18 protein-coding genes and 1 tRNA gene are annotated in these 19,378 nt (G+C 57.0%); 8 read left to right on the top strand and 11 right to left on the bottom strand.

Features of this window, described 5'->3' with window-relative positions:
* Window positions 1-105 precede the first annotated feature (105 nt).
* From cysQ to HNR65_RS05975, 3 genes are all read left to right on the top strand, one after another.
* Window positions 106-933, top strand: coding sequence for a 3'(2'),5'-bisphosphate nucleotidase CysQ (gene cysQ, locus HNR65_RS05985; protein WP_181550543.1), 828 nt, complete (start codon window positions 106-108; stop codon window positions 931-933).
* Window positions 934-947: 14 nt separating this feature from the next.
* Window positions 948-2,660, top strand: coding sequence for a bifunctional sulfate adenylyltransferase/adenylylsulfate kinase (locus HNR65_RS05980; RefSeq protein WP_181550542.1), 1,713 nt, complete (start codon window positions 948-950; stop codon window positions 2,658-2,660).
* A 101-nt stretch (window positions 2,661-2,761) separates the two neighbouring features.
* Window positions 2,762-4,057, top strand: a complete 1,296-nt coding sequence (locus HNR65_RS05975; RefSeq protein ID WP_332309013.1) for a nucleotide sugar dehydrogenase — start codon at window positions 2,762-2,764, stop codon at window positions 4,055-4,057.
* Between the two features lie 15 nt (window positions 4,058-4,072).
* Here HNR65_RS05975 and trpA read toward each other — a convergent pair whose 3' ends face one another.
* From trpA to HNR65_RS05940, 7 genes are all read right to left on the bottom strand, one after another.
* Entirely contained in the window at window positions 4,073-4,870 is a 798-nt protein-coding gene (gene trpA, locus HNR65_RS05970; protein WP_181550541.1) for a tryptophan synthase subunit alpha, read from the bottom strand.
* A 62-nt stretch (window positions 4,871-4,932) separates the two neighbouring features.
* A complete protein-coding gene (gene trpB / locus HNR65_RS05965) occupies window positions 4,933-6,177 on the bottom strand; it encodes a tryptophan synthase subunit beta (protein WP_220128297.1) in 1,245 nt (414 codons plus the stop codon).
* Window positions 6,177-6,863: a phosphoribosylanthranilate isomerase gene (locus HNR65_RS05960; RefSeq protein ID WP_181550540.1), complete on the bottom strand. Its 687-nt coding sequence runs from the start codon at window positions 6,861-6,863 to the stop codon at window positions 6,177-6,179. Before HNR65_RS05960 ends, trpB begins: the two co-directional genes overlap by 1 nt.
* 21 nt (window positions 6,864-6,884) lie before the next feature.
* Window positions 6,885-7,676, bottom strand: coding sequence for an indole-3-glycerol phosphate synthase TrpC (gene trpC, locus HNR65_RS05955; RefSeq protein ID WP_181550539.1), 792 nt, complete (start codon window positions 7,674-7,676; stop codon window positions 6,885-6,887).
* Window positions 7,677-8,693 (bottom strand): anthranilate phosphoribosyltransferase, encoded by a 1,017-nt coding sequence (gene trpD, locus HNR65_RS05950; protein ID WP_181550538.1) that lies wholly within the window; start codon window positions 8,691-8,693, stop codon window positions 7,677-7,679.
* A 13-nt stretch (window positions 8,694-8,706) separates the two neighbouring features.
* Entirely contained in the window at window positions 8,707-9,294 is a 588-nt protein-coding gene (locus HNR65_RS05945; RefSeq protein ID WP_181550537.1) for an anthranilate synthase component II, read from the bottom strand.
* A 9-nt stretch (window positions 9,295-9,303) separates the two neighbouring features.
* On the bottom strand, window positions 9,304-10,794 hold the full coding sequence (locus tag HNR65_RS05940; RefSeq protein WP_181550536.1) for an anthranilate synthase component I family protein: 1,491 nt from the start codon (window positions 10,792-10,794) through the stop codon (window positions 9,304-9,306).
* A 793-nt stretch (window positions 10,795-11,587) separates the two neighbouring features.
* Between HNR65_RS05940 and HNR65_RS05935 the strand changes: the two genes are divergently transcribed.
* The 5 genes from HNR65_RS05935 (at window position 11,588) to HNR65_RS05915 (ending at window position 16,521) form a co-directional block, all read left to right on the top strand.
* A complete protein-coding gene (locus tag HNR65_RS05935) occupies window positions 11,588-12,838 on the top strand; it encodes a competence/damage-inducible protein A (RefSeq protein ID WP_181550535.1) in 1,251 nt (416 codons plus the stop codon).
* A gap of 39 nt (window positions 12,839-12,877) precedes the next feature.
* The gene (locus HNR65_RS05930; protein WP_181550534.1) at window positions 12,878-13,636 is read left to right on the top strand and encodes a TerB family tellurite resistance protein; all 759 of its coding nucleotides are present in this window, start codon (window positions 12,878-12,880) and stop codon (window positions 13,634-13,636) included.
* 17 nt (window positions 13,637-13,653) lie between these two features.
* A complete protein-coding gene (locus HNR65_RS05925; protein ID WP_181550533.1) occupies window positions 13,654-15,123 on the top strand; it encodes a leucyl aminopeptidase in 1,470 nt (489 codons plus the stop codon).
* Window positions 15,124-15,298: 175 nt separating this feature from the next.
* Window positions 15,299-16,315 carry an NAD-dependent epimerase gene (locus HNR65_RS05920; protein ID WP_181550532.1) on the top strand — a complete coding sequence of 339 codons (1,017 nt, stop codon included), beginning with the start codon at window positions 15,299-15,301 and terminating at the stop codon, window positions 16,313-16,315.
* Window positions 16,316-16,320: 5 nt separating this feature from the next.
* The gene (locus tag HNR65_RS05915; RefSeq protein ID WP_181550531.1) at window positions 16,321-16,521 is read left to right on the top strand and encodes a DUF2905 family protein; all 201 of its coding nucleotides are present in this window, start codon (window positions 16,321-16,323) and stop codon (window positions 16,519-16,521) included.
* 152 nt (window positions 16,522-16,673) lie between these two features.
* Here HNR65_RS05915 and HNR65_RS05910 read toward each other — a convergent pair.
* The 4 genes from HNR65_RS05910 to HNR65_RS05895 form a co-directional block, all read right to left on the bottom strand.
* A tRNA-Arg gene (locus tag HNR65_RS05910) sits at window positions 16,674-16,749 on the bottom strand.
* 96 nt (window positions 16,750-16,845) lie between these two features.
* Entirely contained in the window at window positions 16,846-18,153 is a 1,308-nt protein-coding gene (locus tag HNR65_RS05905) for a bifunctional folylpolyglutamate synthase/dihydrofolate synthase (RefSeq protein ID WP_181550530.1), read from the bottom strand.
* A 109-nt stretch (window positions 18,154-18,262) separates the two neighbouring features.
* The gene (gene rpsU, locus HNR65_RS05900) at window positions 18,263-18,478 is read right to left on the bottom strand and encodes a 30S ribosomal protein S21 (protein ID WP_181550529.1); all 216 of its coding nucleotides are present in this window, start codon (window positions 18,476-18,478) and stop codon (window positions 18,263-18,265) included.
* Window positions 18,479-18,613: 135 nt separating this feature from the next.
* Window positions 18,614-19,294 (bottom strand): adenylate kinase, encoded by a 681-nt coding sequence (locus HNR65_RS05895; protein ID WP_181550528.1) that lies wholly within the window; start codon window positions 19,292-19,294, stop codon window positions 18,614-18,616.
* Window positions 19,295-19,378 lie beyond the last annotated feature (84 nt).

The following is a 19,378-nucleotide window of genomic DNA, read 5'->3' as shown; positions in this document are numbered from 1 at the left end:
TGGGAGATTTTCCAATTGACTCGTTTTGCGCTTTGGTTTAGGTCAGAGGGGATATGTGGATGGATTTTGAAGCATTGTGCCTTTTCACCCAAATGGAAAACACCCATGACGCCTGCAGATTATCTGGATAAAGCCGTTTTTGCCGCCATGGAGGCGGGGGCTGCGGCCCTGGAAGTCTATGAAGAAGATTTTGAAGTAGAGGAAAAATCCGATCACTCCCCGTTGACCCTGGCCGACCGCCGGGCCCATGAGATTATCGCCGCCCGGCTCAAACCCTTGCAGATTCCGGTTTTAAGCGAAGAGGGCAGAGATATTGCCTATGCGGAAAGAAAAAACTGGCCGCAGTTGTGGATCGTTGATCCCCTGGACGGCACAAAGGAGTTTGTGAAAAAAAACGGTGAATTCACCATTAATATCGCATTGGTGCAAAATGGCGTGCCAATGCTGGGGGTGGTGTTTGTGCCGGTAAAGGACCGGGTTTATTTTGCCGCACAGGGCAGGGGCGCGTTTCTGGCAGACGGCAGCGATCTTCGGGGCCTTGAAAAAACATCTGCGGCCGATGGGCTGATCTCTGTTTCCCGCCGCCTTCCGCTGGCGGATCTGCCGGCGCGGCCTTATACTGTGATGGGCAGCCGGTCCCACGCCAGTGATGCGCTCTCCGCGTTTGTGGCGGAAAAAAGGCGGGAGCACGGGGACCTGGAGTTTATTTCCGCGGGCAGTTCCCTGAAGTTTTGCCTGGTGGCAGAGGGCCGGGCGGATCTGTATCCGCGCACCGGGCCCACCATGGAGTGGGACACGGCCGCGGGCCAGGCAGTGGTGGAGCAGGCCGGGGGATCGGTGCTGGAGTTTGAAAGCGGCAAACCCCTGGCCTATAACAAGGAAAACCTTACCAATCCGTGGTTTATTGTGTATCGCACGGCCAAAGACGGATAACAGGGCGGATCAACATGGCAGATATGCAGGCAGAAGCCCACGGCGGCGGCCTGGTCAATCTCATGGTCGATGAGGACCGGGCCGGGCTGCTAAAGGATATCACCATGAACCTGCCGGACGTGAATTTGTCCGAGCGAAACATGTGTGATCTGGAAGTGCTGGCAACAGGCGGGTTTTCTCCTTTGGAAGGCTTTATGGTGCGTGCGGACTACGAGGCGGTGCTCGACCGGATGCGCCTGCAGTCCGGGGTGCTATGGCCTGTGCCCATCTGCCTGGATGTTTCCGCCGGCCAGGCCCAAAACCTGGAAGCCGGCCAGTCCGTGGCCCTGCGCGATCCGGAAGGGTTTTTGCTCGGAGTGATGCACATTGAAGACCTCTGGCCCGCAGACCGGCAAAAAGAAGCCGAAATGGTCTACGGCACCACAGACACCAGCCATCCAGGTGTGGATTACCTGTTTAACCGGTCCGGGGATTACTACATCGGCGGGGGCATCGAGGTCATCAGCCTGCCCATTCATTTTGACTTCAAGCAGATGCGCCTCTATCCGGCAGAAGTGCGGCGGGCTTATGAAAAACTGGGCTGGCAGCGGGTGGTGGGCTTTCAGACCCGAAATCCCATCCACCGGCCCCAGTTTGAGATGACGATTAAGGCCATGCGCCAGGCCCGGGCCAATCTGCTGATCATGCCCGTGGTGGGCATGACCCGGCCCGGGGATTTTGACCATTTCATCCGGGTGCGCTGCTGCCGGCACGTGGCCGAGCATTACCCGTCCGACTCTCAGGTCATGACCCTGCTGCCGCTTGCCATGCGCTTGTCCGGGCCTCGGGATGCGCTGCTGGATGCCATTATTGCCAAAAACTACGGATGCACCCATTTTATCGTGGGCCACGACCATGCCAGCCCGGGCCGGAACCGAAGCGGGGGCCTGTTTTACCCTGCTGAGCGCTCCCGCCAGGTGGCGGCCGGGCACAGCGCGGAAATCGGTGTGGAGATCGTGCCGTTTGAGGAAATGGTCTATCTGCCATTTGAAGATGAGTACCGGAGCAAGGACCAGGTGGCGCCGGGCACGGACACCATTTCCCTGTCCGGCTCCGATATCCGCCAGCGGGTTCGGGAGGGCAGAAAGATTCCGGAGTGGGCCACGTTTCCCGAAGTGGTAAAGGAATTGCAGCGGGCCTATCCGCCGCCGGAGCGCCAGGGTTTTACGGTGTTTTTAACCGGTCTTTCCGGGGCGGGCAAATCCACCATTGCCAAGGTCTTATACTCCAAGTTCCTGGAGCGCGGCGACCGGCCCGTGACCCTGCTCGACGGGGATATCGTGCGGCGCAATCTGTCCAGTGAGCTCAATTTCTCCAAGGAGCACCGCAACATCAATGTTTTGCGCATCGGGTTTGTGGCCAGCGAGATCACCAAGAACCGGGGCGTGGCCATATGCGCGCCCATTGCCCCTTATGAGGTCACCCGCAGGGAAATCCGGGGCACCATCGAGGCTTATGGCGGATTTATTGAGGTGCATGTAAGCACGCCCATTGACGAATGCGAAAAGCGCGACCGCAAAGGCATGTACGCCAAGGCCCGGGCCGGGCTGATCTCCGGTTTTACCGGTGTGGATGATCCGTATGAGGAGCCTTCCCGCCCGGAGCTGCGCATTGATACAACTGATTTGACCCCGGCTGAGGCGGCTCAGGAGATTTTGCTGTTTTTGAGCAATAAGGGGTTTATCTGACGGAGGGTCAAGGGCCAAGGGTCAAGGGCCAAAAACCAAGGGCCAAGGGAAAAGGGAAAAGGCAGGGGACCGAGGACAGAAGACGGGGAATGGAGTTGGATATGCAGGATATGAAGGATAGTGTGATCGGGGTTATCGGGCTCGGGTATGTGGGGCTGCCGCTGGCTGTGGCTTTTGGCCGGCATTTCCGGACCATTGGCTATGATATCAAGACTGAAATCGTGGAATGCTACCGCAGGTGCGTGGATCCCACCGGCGAGCTGAGCGGGGATGAGCTGCGCTCAGCCGAGCGGCTGGAATACACCGACGGCCCGGAGCGGCTTAAAGAGGCGGACGTGATTGTGGTGGCCGCGCCCACGCCCATTGATATTGCCCGGCAGCCGGATCTCGGGCCCATTACCTCGGCCACCCGCACTGCTGGCCGGCACATGAAAAAGGGCGCGGTGGTGGTTTTCGAATCCACGGTCTATCCCGGCCTGACCGAGGAGATCTGCGTGCCCATCCTGGAAGCCGAATCCGGCCTGACCTGGAAAACCGGTTTTCACGTGGGCTATTCCCCGGAACGAATCAACCCGGGCGACAAGGAACACACCCTGGCCACCATTGTCAAGGTGGTGGCCGGAGACGATGAACCGACCCTGGATTTGCTGGCCGGGCTTTACGGCACCATTGTCACCGAGGGCGTGCACCGGGCCGAGTCCATCCGGGTGGCCGAGGCGGCCAAGGTCATTGAAAACACCCAGCGGGATTTAAATATCGCGCTGATGAACGAGCTGGCCGTGATTTTTGACAACCTGGGCATTGATACCCAGAACGTGCTCAAAGCCGCGGGCACCAAGTGGAATTTTCTGCCCTTTAAGCCCGGTCTCGTGGGCGGCCACTGCATTGGCGTGGATCCCTATTATCTGACCTACAAGGCCGAAACCATGGGTTATCATCCGGAAGTGATCCTGGCGGGCCGCCGGATTAACGACCAGATGGGCAAATTCGTTGTGGAAAAAACCGTAAAGCTCATGTGCAAAGCCGGCCGCAGCATCATCGGCGGGCGGGTGGCCATTTTGGGCCTGACTTTCAAGGAGGACTGCGCGGATTTGCGAAACACCCGGGTCATCGACATTGTCGGGGAGATCCAGGCCTACGGCATCACTCCCCTGATCCATGACCCCCTGGCAGACCCGGCCGCGGCCCGCAACATTTACGGGATTTCCATGTGCGGATGGCCGGATCTGCATGACCTGGATGCCGTGATCATTGCCGTGGCCCACAGGGAATACAGGGAAATGGCCGGGCAGGATTTTCTCAATCACCTGGTGCCCGGTGGATGCTTAATTGATGTCAAGGGCATGCTGGATCCGGCCGAAATCCGGCAAAACGGATTTTATTTCTGGCGGCTTTAGCACTGCCCGGGCCGCTTATCCCCGGGTGGCTTCCTTGTAAGCCGCGGTCTGCTTGCCGATAATGGCCGGCAGATCCGCGCTGCCTTCGTTTTCCTCGATTGTGCGCTCAAAGGCGCTGCCGATGACCACCCCGTCGGCAATGCCTGAGACCGCGGCCACGTCCGCGGGCGTGGAAATGCCAAAACCCACGCAAACCGGGACGTCTGCCGAATTCTTGAGCTTGTCCACGTACTCTCCGATCTGCGTGAAATCCAGCCCGCCCGAGCCGGTCACACCGGTCATGGAAACCATGTAGAGAAATCCCGATGCTCCGCCGGCAATCATCTGCATGCGGTCTTCCGGGGTGGTGGGGGCCACCAGGCGGATCAGGGAAAAGTCTCCCCCGGCCCAGGCGCCGGTGAGCTCGTCGGATTCCTCCGGGGGCAGATCCACCACCAACACCCCGTCTGCACCCGCGGCAACGCTGTCTTTGTAAAACGCATCGATTCCGTAGGCCATGATGGGGTTGTAATAGGAAAACAAAACAATGGGCACATCCGAGCTCTGCCGGATCTGCCGGGTCATCTCCAGGACCCGGCCCAGGTTCATGCCGGCTTTCAATGCCCGGGCCGATGATCGCTGGATCACCGGGCCGTCTGCCGTGGGATCGGAAAACGGCACGCCCAGCTCCAGAATGTCCATCCCGTTTTCACACATGGCCGAAACAATGGAAAGCGAGGTCTCCATGTCCGGATCCCCTGCGGTCACAAAGCCCACCAGGGCCTTTTCCCCCTTGTCTGTCAAACGCGCAAAACTCTGTTCAATCCGTGTCATTGCCTATATCCTTTCAGAAAATCCCTGATATCCGTCTTCTTCTCTCTGTCTTCTGTCTTCAGTCATCCGTCTTCTGATCCTGATGCGTATTCCGCCACAATTCCCAAATCCTTGTCCCCGCGCCCGGAGAGATTGACCACAATGACCCGGTCAGGCGGGGCGTTTGCGGCAATGTCAATTGCAGCGGCCAGTGCATGTGCGCTTTCCAGGGCCGGGATGATGCCCTCGGTGCGGCACAGCTCATAAAAGGCGGCCATGGCCTGATCATCGGTTATGCTCACGTAATTGACCCGGCCCAGGTCCTTGAACATGGAATGTTCCGGGCCCACGCCCGGGTAATCCAGGCCCGCGGAAATGGAATGGGCTTCGCTGATCTGGCCGTATTGGTCCTGGAGCAGGTAGGACTTGGAGCCGTGGAGCACGCCCAGGCTGCCCGCGCCCAGGGTAGCGGCGTGTTTTCCGGATTCAATGCCCGTGCCCGCAGCTTCCGCGCCGGTCATGGCAATGGCCGGATCATTGATAAACGGGTAAAAAAGGCCCATGGCATTGGAGCCGCCGCCCACACAGGCCACCAGGTGATCGGGCAGGCGGCCGATTTCATTTACGGCCTGGTCCCGGGTTTCTTCGCCAATGACTTTTTGAAAGTCGCGCACCATGGCCGGGTAGGGGTGGGGGCCGGCAACAGAGCCGATCACGTAAAATGTGTCGCGCACGGCAGAAACCCAGTAGCGCATGGCCTCGTTCATGGCGTCCTTTAGCGTTCCGGTGCCCGATTCAACGGGCACGACTTCCGCGCCCAAAAGTTCCATGCGGTTGACATTGGGAGCCTGGCGGCGGATGTCTTCGGTGCCCATGAAAATCTTGCATTCCATGCCGAAAAATGCGGCCGCAGTGGCCGTGGCCACCCCGTGCTGGCCGGCGCCGGTCTCGGCAATGACCTTGGTTTTGCCCATGTGCCGGGCCAAAAGCGCCTGGCCCAGAGTGTTGTTGATCTTGTGGGCCCCGGTGTGGACAAGGTCCTCGCGCTTTAAGTAAATGGCCCCGCCGCCGGTTTTCCGGGTGAGCCGCTCGGCAAAATACAGGGCGGTGGGCCGGCCGGCAAAGTCTTTTAGCATGCCGTAAAGCTCTTTTTGAAAGCCCGGGTTCCGGACGTGTGTGCGGTAGGCTTCATTTAATTCCAGCAGGGCCGGCATCAGGGTTTCGGCCACGTAGCGGCCCCCGTAAATGCCAAAGTGGCCCCTTTCATCCGGGTATCGGGTAAAATCGGTGTTTTCCTGCACGTTTTGGCTGCTGCCGGTATGAGACATCAGAATATTCTCCTTGTGGGATTTTCCGGTTTGCAAAGGCGCACGGCATAGATAAAGTCGCGCACTTTTTTTGTATCTTTTCTGCCCGGGGCCGATTCCACGCCCGAGCTGACATCCACTGCGTCCGGGGCGGCCCGGCTGATGGCTTCGGTTACGTTTTGCAGGTCCAGCCCGCCGGCAATGATGGTGGGATGGTTTTGGGCAAACGCCCGGGCCGCGGACCAGTCCCAGGTCTTTGCATTGCCCCCGGGAAGTTTGCCGGCAGCGCACTCCACTAAAAACGCCGGGGCGTTGTAGGCGCCTGCCGCGTCAATGCCGGGCACGCCGTTGACATAAAGGCACTTAACGGCAAGCACATCATTTTCCCGCAGCCTTTGCACCAGCGCTGGTGATTCTTTTCCGTGAAGCTGGACTGCGGTAAGCCCGCAGGCAGATGCGGTTTTTGTAAGCGTGTCAAAGGACGCGTTGACAAACACCCCCACCCGGGCCACGTGGGACGGGAGCACGGATGCGATCCGTGCAGCCTGATCTGCGGTGACAAACCTGGGGCTTTTGGGGTAAAACACCAGGCCCAGGGCATCAGCGCCCCAGGCCGCGCAGGCAAGGGCGTCTTCCACGGCCGTGATGCCGCAGATTTTCACCTGGATGCGATCGTGTTTGATTTCCGGGAAATAGCCGGTATACATGATCTGTTTGTCCCTGCGGGTTTATCCGCCAATCAGGCGGGTTAAAAATTTTTCCGGATCATCGGCCGTAACCAGGCTTTCTCCGATCAAAAACCGGGAAATGCCGGCTTTCAGGTTTTGCTCAATGTCTTTTCTGGAGGAAATGCCGCTGGCCGCCACTGCGATCTGTCCGGCGCCGAGTTTTGCTGACAAGGACATGGCGGTTTCAATGTCTGTGTCAAACGAGGCCAGGTTCCGGTTGTTGATGCCGATCACAGCAGCGCCAACATCCATTGCGGCCGCCAGGTCGGATTCTGTGTGCACCTCCACCAGGGCGTCAATGCCGAGCTCGTTGCACAGGCCGGAAAATTCCGAGAGCTGCTGTTTGGACAATATGCGCACGATCAGCAATACCGCATCCGCATCCCAGGCCGCAGCCTCATAGATCTGATAGTCGGATATCACAAAATCCTTGCGCAATACCGGCAGAGAACACGCGTTTCTGGCGGCAAGGAGATCGGCCGGGCCTCCCTTGAAAAAAGCCCGGTCGGTTAACACGGAAAGGGCGGCTGCCCCGCCGCGTTCATAGGCTTGTGCCAAGCCTGCGGGGTCCAGATCTGCACTGATGTCGCCTTTGGACGGCGAGGCTCGCTTGATTTCCGCGATAATGCGCACCTGGTCTGCCGGCCGGGCCAGGGCCTCGTAAAAGGATCTGCGGTTGGCGGTTTTTGTCCGGGCCTGGTCTTTTAGCACCGACAAGGGGGTTTGCGTGCGGCAGGCAGCCACCTCGTCTTTTTTGTGCGCCACGATCCGGTCTAAAATGTCTGCGGCCATTTACGCGTTCTCCGTGGTAAATTCAATCAGTGCATTTAATTTATCCATGGCAGCGCCCGAGTCAATGGCCTTTTCAGCCAGGGTTACGCCGTTTTCAACCGATTCGGCGCGCCCGGCGGCCACAAGGGCGGCGGCCGCATTGATGACCACGATATCGCGCCGGGCGCTTTTTTCTCCGGAAAGAATGCTTTTGGTAATCTCCGCGTTCTGACCGGGATCACCCCCGGCGATTTCCTCTGGTGCGGCCATGCGGCCGAAATAGGTCTCGGGTGAAATGTCATAGGTGGATATCTGCCCTTGGTTTAATTCACACACCCGGGTGGGGGCGCACACCGAGATTTCATCCAGGCCGTCGTGTCCGTGGACCACAAGGGCCCGTTTGGTTCCCAGGCGCTGCAGGGCCTTTGCAAACATTTCTGTTAACTCCGGGGCAAAAACGCCCACGAGCTGGCGGTTGGCCGCCGCCGGGTTGGTCAGGGGGCCGAGCATGTTGAAAATGCTGCGCAGACCCACCTGCTTTCTGGCGTTGGCCGCGTATTTCATGGCCCCGTGGAATTTCGGGGCAAACAGAAAACCGATGCCGATTTCGGCAATGGCCTCCTCCACGATTTCCGGGTCAACGTCCAGATTTACCCCCATGGCCTCGAGCACGTCTGCACTGCCGCACTGGCTGGAAATGGAGCGGTTGCCGTGCTTGGCCACCACAGCGCCCGCTCCTGCCGCCACAAACGCGGTTACCGTGGAGATGTTAAAGGTTCCGGAGGTGTCTCCGCCCGTGCCGCAGGTATCGATGACATCGCGGGCCATGGTTTCAATGCGGATGGCCTTTTTGCGCATGGCCCGGGCTGCGCCGGCAAGTTCGGCATAGGTTTCGCCTTTGGTTGCCAGCGCGCCCATGAATGCGCCCACCTGCGCGTCTGTGGTGTTGCCGGAAAAGATTTCACCGAGCATGGCCGACATCTCCTCCTCGGTCAGATTGTTTCGCTGGTAAATCTTGTAAAGCAGGTCTCGGAACATGGCGGTCCTCCGTTTATGATGGGTTCTGGCCGGTGGTGCACATCTTGAGAAAATTTCGCAGGATCCGTTTGCCTGTGGGTGTCATGATGGATTCCGGGTGAAACTGGATGCCTTCTGTGGGATGCGTTCGGTGGCGAAGGCCCATGATTTCGCCGTCCTCGGTGCGTGCGCTGATTTCCATGCATTCGGGCAGGCTGTTTTCATCCACGGCCAGGGAATGATAGCGCATGGCGGCAAACGGCTTGCTGATGCGCGAAAATATGGTTTTTCCGTCCGCGGTCACAGTGGAGACCTTGCCGTGCATCAGCGATTTTGCGTGAACAATTTTTCCGCCAAATGCATGGGCCACCGCCTGGTGTCCCAGGCATACCCCGAGTATGGGGATCTGGCCGGAATACCGGGCAATGGTTTCAACCGATAAGCCGGCTTTTTCCGGGCTTCCCGGGCCCGGGGACACCACGATGCCGGAAACCGGGTTTGTGTCCGGATAGGCAATGTCAAAGGCATCATTTCTGCGCACTTCCACCTCCGCGCCAAGCTGCCGCAGATACTGCACCAGGTTGTATGTAAACGAGTCATAGTTGTCGATGACAAATATCATGTCCGCCCCTTATTGCAGTTGTTGTTGAACCAGTTCCAGGGCCCGGCCGATGGCCATTGCCTTGTTGACCGTTTCGGTGTATTCGGCCTCCGGGTCCGAGTCAGCCACGATGCCTGCCCCGGCCCGGACGGTCAGGCGGTTTTGGTTGATGGTCGCCGTTCGGATGGTAATGGCCAGGTCCATGTTGCCGTGAAAGGAGATATAGCCCACGGCCCCGCCGTAGGGCCCCCGGGGTTCGGATTCCAGCTCTGAGATGATCTCCATGGCCCGCACTTTTGGCGCGCCGCTCAAAGTGCCGGCCGGAAAGGATGCGGTCAGCAGATCCCATGCGTCCACGCCTCCCATGAGATCGCAGGTGATGTTGGAAACCAGGTGCATCACATGGGAGTAGCGCTCCACCACCATCAGGTCCGTGACCTGCACGGTGCCGGTTTCCGCCACCCGGCCCAGGTCGTTTCTGCCCAGATCCACCAGCATAAGGTGTTCGGCCCGTTCCTTTTCGTCCTGAAGCATCTCGTCTGCCAGGGCCCGGTCCTCCTGCTCGGTTTTTCCCCTGGGCCGGGTGCCGGCAATGGGCCTTAAAGTGGCGATGTTGTTTTCCAGCCGTACCATGGTCTCAGGAGATGAGCCCACCAGCACGGTGTCATCCAGGTGCATGAAAAACATGTAAGGCGACGGGTTGATATAGCGCTGGGCCCGGTACAGGGCCGTGGCATCATCAAAGGGCCGGTTGGCGCAAAAGGGCTGGGAGATCACCGCCTGGATGATTTCGCCGTCTTTTATGCGGGATTTGGCAATTTCCACGTTTTTTTTGTAAACCGATGCGTCATGGACCGGCTCCAGGGCAACAGGTTCGGCTTGGTTTTGGCCGGCCGTGCTGCGGGCGGTTTTTTCCAGGATGGTTTTTTGAAGCGCGTCAATGCGCTGCCCGGCAGCCTGGTAGGCGGCTTGTGCGTCTGTGTTATCGTTTTTAAAGCAAATGGCCACCATCATGAGCGTATTTTTGATGTTGTCGAAAATCAGCATCTCGTCGGGGATCACAAAGTCGGCCATGGGCTGGTTTTCCGGCAGCCGGTTTTCAATGGCCTCGAAAAAGCACACGGTTTCATAGGAAAAATAGCCCACCAGTCCGCCCCAGAACCGGGGCAGTTCCGGAATGACGGCGGGGTTGTAGCGCTGCATGATCCCGCGCAGAACCGTGAGGGGATCGCCGTTGTGCGCGATTTTTTCGGTCCGGCCGTTTTTTTCGGTTTCCACGCTGTGGGCATACACCCGGACCCGGGTGCGCGCAGAGGTGCTCAGGAAACTGTACCGGCCCCAGCGCTCCCCGCCTTCCACGCTTTCGAGCAGAAACGCCGGGGACTGGTTGGAATACAGCTTTTTGATCACCGATACCGGGGTTTCCATGTCCGCTAAAATCTCCCGGCAGACCGGCACCACGTTGTGGCGGCGGAAATATTGTTCAAACGTGTCTTTGTCCGGAAACTGTCGCAGCCGCATGTGAGATGCTCCTTCCGTGATGGGTGTAAACAAAAAAGGCCGCGGGTTTGCCCCGCGGCCTTTTTTGTCAGGATCTGAAAATAAAAAAAGACCGGGGGCTCATGGGCCGCCTCGGTCTTTTTGCTTGCGCTATGGCTGATTTAAACCGGTTTAAAGGCAGACCCCGCTATGCTGGTCCGCCACCACCAGTTCTGGTTTGTTTTCATTGTCTGCAGAATAAATAAATACATGGGTCTTTCCGATACAGTCAAATACATTCGGACCGGTTTGTTTAAATTTGTATGTTTTACGAATCAATAAAAGCTTTTTAACGGATTTGTCAAGCAAAAATTTGTGCTGGTTTTTCATTTGTGTTTGAAGCTACATTTCGGTATGAATCCTTTAAATATGATTGCGCCGTAAAAAGCTTTTTACCGCGTCCGCTGTTTGTCAGGAAGGAAGCCCTGCGGCCGGGGTCAGTTTTTTCGCTCCTGACCGTTTACGGATTCAGCCAATGCCTTCGCTTAAAATTTCAAAAACTCGGCCTGTCGGCCTCAAACAGTTTGAAATTTTTTAGCTCCGGCATTTGCTGAATTTTTCCGTAAACGCTCAATGTCGCTTCAAAAACCGACCCCGTCCTTGGACTTCCTTGGAACCGTCCTTCCAGGGCCGCAGCCCAGGACCGAACACTGCAAATAACTTTTTGCCGCATGCTTAAAAGTTTTGATTTTATTTTTTTGAACCTTGAACTTTGAACGAAGTTATTTAGAAGCTTTTTACGGTGCCATCAATTGTCAGGATAACAGGAACCCCAATGATAGCAGAAATTATTTCCACCGGAGACGAGGTGTTGACCGGCACGGTGGTGGACGCCAATGCCGCCTGGATTGCAGGCCGCCTGTATGAAACCGGCATTGCCGTGGGCCGCCACGTGTGCGTGGGCGATGACATGGAGCGCTTAACAGACGTGCTTGCCGAAACCGGGCAGCGGGCCGATATCGCCGTTGTTACCGGCGGGCTGGGGCCCACCGTGGATGATATCACTGCTTCGGCCGCAGCCCGGGCTGCCGGGGTGGAGCTGGAGCGCAACAACGAGGCCATGGCCTACATGGAAGCGTTTTTCAAACGCTTTGACCGGCCGGTTTCCGATTCTGATGCAAAGCAGGCCCTGCTGCCTCAGGGCGCAACGCCGTTGCTCAATTCCGTTGGTACGGCTCCGGGCTTTACCCTAAAGATGGGTGGGTGCCGGTTTTTCTTTTTGCCCGGGGTGCCATTTGAAATGCGGCAGATGATGGCCGATCATGTGATTGCCAGCCTTGAGGCGGATGCGGCCAGAAAGGGCACGGGCAGTTTTTACCGGGAAAAGCGGCTGTCTTTGTTCGGCCTGCCCGAGGCCCATGTCAACGAGCGGCTCGCGGACTTGACAGGATCATTAGACGGTGTAAAACTTGGCATGCTGGCCGAATTTCCGGTGATCCACGTCAAGCTCGCAGCCTCGGGAACAGATTGCAGCGCCCTGGAAGCCGCTGTCAGCGCTGCCGCAGACCGGGTGCGCGAGCGCGTGGGCGATTATGTCTTCTCCGAGACCGGCCAGCGCATGGAAGAGGTGGTGGGCGATCTTTTATCCCGGCAATCCGCCACCCTGGCCCTGGCCGAATCCTGCACCGGGGGCATGATCGCCAGCCGGATCACCAATGTAGCCGGAAGTTCCCGGTATTTTCTCTGCTCGGTGGTGACCTATTCCAATGACGCCAAAATGCGCATGCTCGGGGTCTCGGCCCATACCCTGGAAACCTGTGGAGCGGTTTGCGAACAAACCGCCAGGGAAATGGCAGAGGGGGCAAGTCGCATGGCCAATGCGGATTACGCGGTTTCTGTCACCGGCATTGCCGGCCCCGGCGGGGGTACGGCAGAAAAGCCCGTGGGCACGGTTTGCATCGGCCTTTGCGGCCCGGAGCAGAGCTTTGCCAGGAAATACAAATTTCCGTTTGAAAACCGGATGGCCAACAAGCGCATATTTGCTGAAACCGCCTTCAACCTTTTGCGCAAAACACTTAACACTTAATCACTCTTATCAACACTGAACCGTGAACAAGGATGACATATGGGATGGCTTGGAAAAATGGTGGGTGGCACCATTGGATTTGCTTTGGGCGGACCCCTGGGCGCCATCGGGGGTGCGGCCCTTGGGCACCTGATGGATTCAGACAACGGCCAGCAGCAGCGGGAACTGCCCAATGAGGCGCAGATGTCGCCCCAGGGAAAGGCCCAGCTGACCTTTTTTGTGGCGGCATTTTCCATGCTGGCAAAGCTGGCCCGGGTGGACGGGCAGGTCACGGATGAGGAAATGGCTTCCATCCGCAGGTTCATGGCCCAGGACCTGCACCTCAACGCCGAAAGCCGCCAGATGGCGGAAAAAATATTTTACACGGCTTTAAATGCGCCCCAGACTTTCGACGACTTTGCCCTGCAGTTCTACCAGCAGTTTCATGACCGGCCCGAGCTTCTGGAGCTGATGATCGACATTCTGCTTCGGGTCTCGGTGGCAGACGGCACCATGGACAAAAGCGAAGAGGCGCTCATTGAAACCGCGGTGCGCACCTTCCGGCTGCCGGATGCGGATTACCAGAACATGAAGTCACGATATGTATCGGTTTCTGAAAAATATTATTCCGTGCTCGGGGTCAGTCCATCTGATGACAATGATACCATCAAAAAGCAGTATCGCAAGCTGGTGCGGGACTACCATCCCGACACCATTGCCTCCAAGGGGCTGCCCGAGGAATTTGTCCGGTTTGCCCATGACAAATTCCGGGAGATCCAGGAGGCCTGGGAAGCCATTCAAAAGGAAAGAAATCTGTAAATATAGGGGAGGTTTCATTGCTGACCATTCGTTCGGGCGATCCAAAGGCGATCAAGACCGATCTCATGCTTCTGTTTGTCTGCGAGGACGCAGCGCTATACAACGATGCAAAAATGTTGGCGCTCATTGACCAGGGCCGGCAATATACCGAGTTTTCCGGCAAATCCGGCGATGCGTTGATCCTTTATGCTCCGGCCGGGACAAAGGCGCAGCGGGTCATGCTGGCCGGCCTCGGCAAAACAGGCGATCTTACGGCGGAAAGCCTTCGCCGGGCTGCGGGAAAAGCTGTTGGCAGGGCCGTGAACGCGGATATGTCCGGTCTTCTGCTCTGCATGCCCGAGGCCCGGGCCTGCGGCATGGACCCCGGGGATGCGGCCGAAGCCCTGATGGAAGGCGCTGTTTTGGCCAATTACCGCTTTGACTTCTACAAAAAGGAAAAACCCCACAAGGCCCTGAAATCCATCGCGTTTGCCGTTGGCAAGGATTTCGCCGGCCTGGCCCGGAGCCTGGCGCAGAAAACCGAAATTGTCTGCAAGGGCACCCACATGGCCAGAAACTGGGTGAGCATGCCGCCCAATGACAAGCGGCCGGCGCGCTTTGCCCGTTCCATTGTCAAGGCGGCTGAAAAATATCCCCTGGAGACCGTGGTTTTGGATAGCGGTGATCTGCGGAAAAACAAGATGCAGGCGCTTTTGGCCGTGGCCGCCGGAAGCAGCGGCCGGCCCCAGATGGTGATTCTCGACTACAAGCCTGAAACCTGGGATCAGACAGTGGTGCTTGTGGGCAAGGGTGTGACATTTGATTCCGGCGGTATTAACTTAAAGCCGGCATCAGGTCTGGAAACCATGAAGCAGGACATGGCCGGAGCCGCGGCCGTGGCCGCAGCCATGATTGCAACAGCCCAGACCGGCTGCAGCAAGCGGGTGGTGGGGGTAATGCCCCTTGTGGAAAACATGCCCTCGGGCAATTCCTATAGGCCGGGCGATATCGTCAAAACCGCATCCGGTAAAAGCGTTGAAATCGGCAACACCGATGCCGAGGGCCGGATGATCCTGGCAGACGCCCTTTATTATGCCATCCGGCAGTACAGCCCGGATGTGGTCATTGACATGGCCACCCTCACAGGCGCCTGCATCGTGGCCCTGGGTGAAAAGATCGCCGGAGTGTTTTCCACGGACACGGATCTGGCAGAGGCCATTTCGCAGGCGGGTCAAAAGACCCACGAGCGCTGCTGGTCCATGCCCATGCCCGAGGATTACCGGGAAAATCTGAAAAGCGATTTTGCAGACCTGAAAAACGTGGGCAAAAACCGTTATGGCGGCGCCATTGCAGCGGCCCTGTTTTTGTCTGAATTCACCCAGGGGTCGCGCTGGGCCCATATCGACATTGCCGGCCCGGCTTATACATCCGGAGCCAACGACTATTGCGGGCCCGGGGGCACGGGCTTTGGGGTCCGGCTACTGTGCCGCGTCATTGAAAATCTGTAAATTTGATGGCACCGTAACAAGTCCAATATCTGCGTTACGCGCGATTTCTCAGAATTTCACGTACGGATAACTACGCTGCATTCTTCGAAATCGCGCAAGCCTTGATCTTGAACTTTTTACGGCGCCATCTGAAAACTTACTTTTTACGAAACCATCAAAAAGGACGGCATTGAAATTGGAATTCAAGAAGGTATTGGTCACCGGTGCGGCCGGGTTTATCGGTTATCATCTGGCCTCCCGGCTGGCAGATGAAGGAAAAACCGTTGCGGGACTTGACAATCTCAACGCCTATTATGATGTGGAGCTCAAAAAGGCCCGTTTAAGAAGGCTTGAACAAAAGCCCGGGTTTTCCTTTCACCGCATTGATCTCGAAGACCGGGATGCGTTAAACCGTTTGTTTGCCGAGCGCAAGTTCGACGTGGTGGTCAACCTGGCCGCCCAGGCCGGGGTGCGCTACTCCCTGGAAAATCCGCATGCCTACGTGGACGCCAACCTGGTGGGCTTTGTCAATTTGCTGGAATGCTGCCGGCATTTTAACGTGTCCCATTTTGTCTTTGCCTCATCGAGTTCCGTGTACGGGGCCAATACCAAAATGCCTTTTTCCGTGCATGATAACGTGGACCATCCGGTTTCCCTGTATGCGGCCAGCAAAAAGGCAAACGAGCTTATGGCCCACACCTACAGCCACCTTTACGGAATGCGCTGCACGGGCCTGCGTTTTTTTACCGTGTACGGGCCCTGGGGCCGGCCGGACATGGCGCTTTTCCTGTTTACCCGGGCCATACTGGAGGGCAGGCCCATCCAGGTATTCAACCATGGCCGCATGCAGCGGGACTTTACCTATATCGACGATATCATCGAGGGTGTGGTCCGGGTCATGGGCAAACTGCCGGAGCCGGACCCCGACTGGAGCGGGGAGAGCCCGGATCCGGGCACCTCATATACGTCTTACCGGGTCTATAACATCGGCAACAACCGTCCGGAAAAGCTCATGGATTTTATTCGCGTGCTCGAAGAGATCCTGGGAAAACAGGCGGAAAAAGAGTATCTGGACCTGCAGCCCGGGGACGTGCCGGCCACGTGCGCAGACATTGATGATTTATACAATGCCGTGGGATTTCGGCCAATGACGCCCATCAAAGAAGGTATCCAACGGTTTGTGGACTGGTATCGGGATTATTACAGCGAATAGCTGCCATGAACAAAACCCTGATTGCCATCGGAATCGTCATTGCCGTCATCGGTGTTTTCTGGCCGTGGATTGTCCGGCTTCCCGTCGGGAGGCTGCCCGGAGACATCATCATTGACCGGCCCGGGCTGAAAGTCTACATACCCGTGACCACCATGATTGTCATCAGCGTGGTGATCTCTGTTGTCTTCTGGATTTTGCGGAAATAAAAGGGTGATGGCGCCGTAAAAAGTCCAATATCTGCGTTACGCGCAATTTCTTAGAATTACACGTCCGGATAAGTACGCTGCATCCTTCGAAATTGCGCAAGCCTTGATCTTGAACTTTTTACGGCACCATCAAAGGGCGGGAAAGGAAAAAATGGTACGCCCGGCAGGATTCGAACCTGCGACTTTCAGCTCCGGAGGCTGACGCTCTATCCCCTGAGCTACGGGCGCACACGGCATGAAACATAAAAGATCGTTTTTCAGAAGTCAAGCAGGAATTGCAGGCCGCCGGCAATGATTGTGCGCGATGGCCAAAAACGCCCGCTTTTAAACGGGTTCCGGCGCCCGGGCGCCTTCCAGGGCCGCCTTTGCTTCCCCCACCACGTAAAGTGACCCCGCAACACAGATCAGATCCGTGTTTGCTGTGGTCTCCATGGCGTAAAACACCGCATCCCTGACACTTTCGACAATCTCCACATGATCGGTGAGTTTTTTTACCCCGGCCTCGATCACCCGGGCCGGCAGGCTTCGGTCGATCACCGGCCGGGTCACGATCACCCGCTGGCACAGGGGCACCAGGGTGTTTAGCATGGCCTGGCAGGGCTTGTCATCGAGTATGCCGATGACAAGGGTGATGTTTTTGTCCGCAGCCGTATCCGAGAGAAAAGCCGCAAGTCTTCTGGCGGCAATCAGGTTGTGGGCACCGTCGAGGATCATGGGCGGAGTGGTGTCAATCATCTCCAGGCGTCCCGGCCACCGGACATTTGCAAGGCCGTCCTTGATGCGGGATACATCAATGGCAGTGCCCTGGTCCATGAGCACTTCACAGGCCGCCAGCACCAGAGCGGCATTGTCGAGCTGGTGGATGCCCTGCAAAGATGAGCGCATGTCGGTCCATTTGTGATCGATACCCTTGTAGGTGAAGCCGAAGTTGCCGGCATCGGATTTGGGACTGCGTCTTATGCGAAAATCCTTGCCTTTGCGGAAAACCGGTGCATTGTTGCGTGCTGCTGTTTTTTCAATGACCTCGATGGCCGATTTTTGGTGTACCCCTGTGATCACCGGGGTGTCGGGCTTGATGATCCCGGCTTTTTCGCCGGTGATCTGGGCGATGGTGCTTCCCAGGTAAAACCGGTGTTCCAGGGAAATGTTGGAAATGATGCAGAGTCTGGGCTGCAAAATGTTTGTGGCATCCATGCGCCCGCCCATGCCGGTTTCAATCACGGCCCAGTCCACCTCCGCCCTGGCAAAGGCGTATAAGGCCATGGCCGTTGTATACTCGAAAAACGTGGCCTCGCGCTCTTTCGGCGCGGCAGCTTTGGCAGCATGCCAGGCATTGACCACTTCATGATCCGAGATGTATTGGTTGTTGATGCAGATGCGTTCGTTAAACCGCACCAGATGGGGCGAGGTGTAGAGCCCCACCCGCAGGCCGGCAGTCTGCAGGATAGCTGCCAGGGCAGAGGCAATGGAGCCTTTTCCGTTGGTACCGGCCACGTGGATGCAGGCAAATTTGCGTTCCGGCCGGTCCAGGGCTTTGAGCATGGCATCGATGATGTCCAGGCCCAGTTTGATGCCGAACCGGCGCAGGCCAAACATTTCTGCCAGGCATTTGTCATATTGGCTTTGGGTCATGGCTTTTTCCCGTTACAGGTGCGTAAAAAACCCGGAAGCCGTCAGGGCCTTCCGGGTTCTTGGGTCAATATGGCACTTTTTTCATTTTCGTGCTTCGGTCCTGCCGGCATCAAGATCTGCGGGTTCGCATCCGCTTTTTGGCTTCTGCAATCCGCTGCCGCCGCTGAGCTTCACGTTTCTTGCGGCGTCTGTACTCGCTGGGTTTTTCGTAGTTCTTCTTGAGCCGCAAACGCTTGAACAGACCGTCGTTCTGAATTTTTTTCTTCAGAATGCGCATGGCCTTTTCAAGGTCGTTGTCTTCCACTTTGACCGCGATTTCCTTCAAATATTTCAACCCCCTTTACAAAGAAATTTAGTTACGCTGTATCCTAATATTTTTTACAAAAATGTCAAACCTACGTGGACCATGCCGCCGGCTTGCGGCCGGTTCGGATCTGATGCCGGTTTATCTGCTGCAGTGTTATTTGGGAAGCTTGGAGACAAGTTCGTCTGCCACTTCCGGAACGCTGTTTTTGCCGTCTAAGGTGATATAGCTCATGGACGGATCATTTTCCGCTATGTCCCGGAAATAATAGGCTGCCGCCAGTGTGCCGGTTTCGCTGTCATAATAGATGCCGTGGCGCTTGTCAATGGCGGCTTCATCCTGGTCATCCGAGCGGGTCTGCAGCTCGCCGCCGCATACCCGGCACTTGTCGCCGTCGGGCTTGATGGCGTCGATGAAGATGTTGTTGGGATGGTTGTTGTCATTGACGCAAAGACGGCGGCCCATGATGCGGTTTTTGGCGATTTCCCGGTCCAGCTCGATTTCCACCACGATATCCAGGTTCATGCCGGCTTGCTTCAGGGCTTCGTGGAGTTTGACAGCCTGGTTTTTGTTTCTCGGAAAACCGTCGAGCAGCCATCCGTTTTTGCAGTCGTCTTCCTTGAGCCTGTCGAGGATCATGGGGATGGTGATGTCGTCGGGCACCAGCTCGCCCTTGTCAATATAGGCCTTGGCCTGCTTGCCCATTTCTGTTCCGCCCTTGATGTTTTCGCGGAAAATGGCCCCGGATTCAATATGGGGAGTCTTGAATTTTTCCTTGAGAATGGCTCCCTGTGTTCCTTTTCCGCTCCCGTTGGGTCCGAAAAACAAAATGTTCATCGCCTTTTTCTCCTTTTGCCCAAGGTTGATGTCAAAAACATGCGGTTCAATACATTATCTGTACGTCAGATTACATTTTGATGG

The sequence above is a fragment of the Desulfosalsimonas propionicica genome, from assembly GCF_013761005.1.
GTDB lineage: Bacteria > Desulfobacterota > Desulfobacteria > Desulfobacterales > Desulfosalsimonadaceae > Desulfosalsimonas > Desulfosalsimonas propionicica.
Note: the sequence above shows the minus strand (reverse complement) of the source record. Positions and strands in the feature narration are given on the sequence as shown.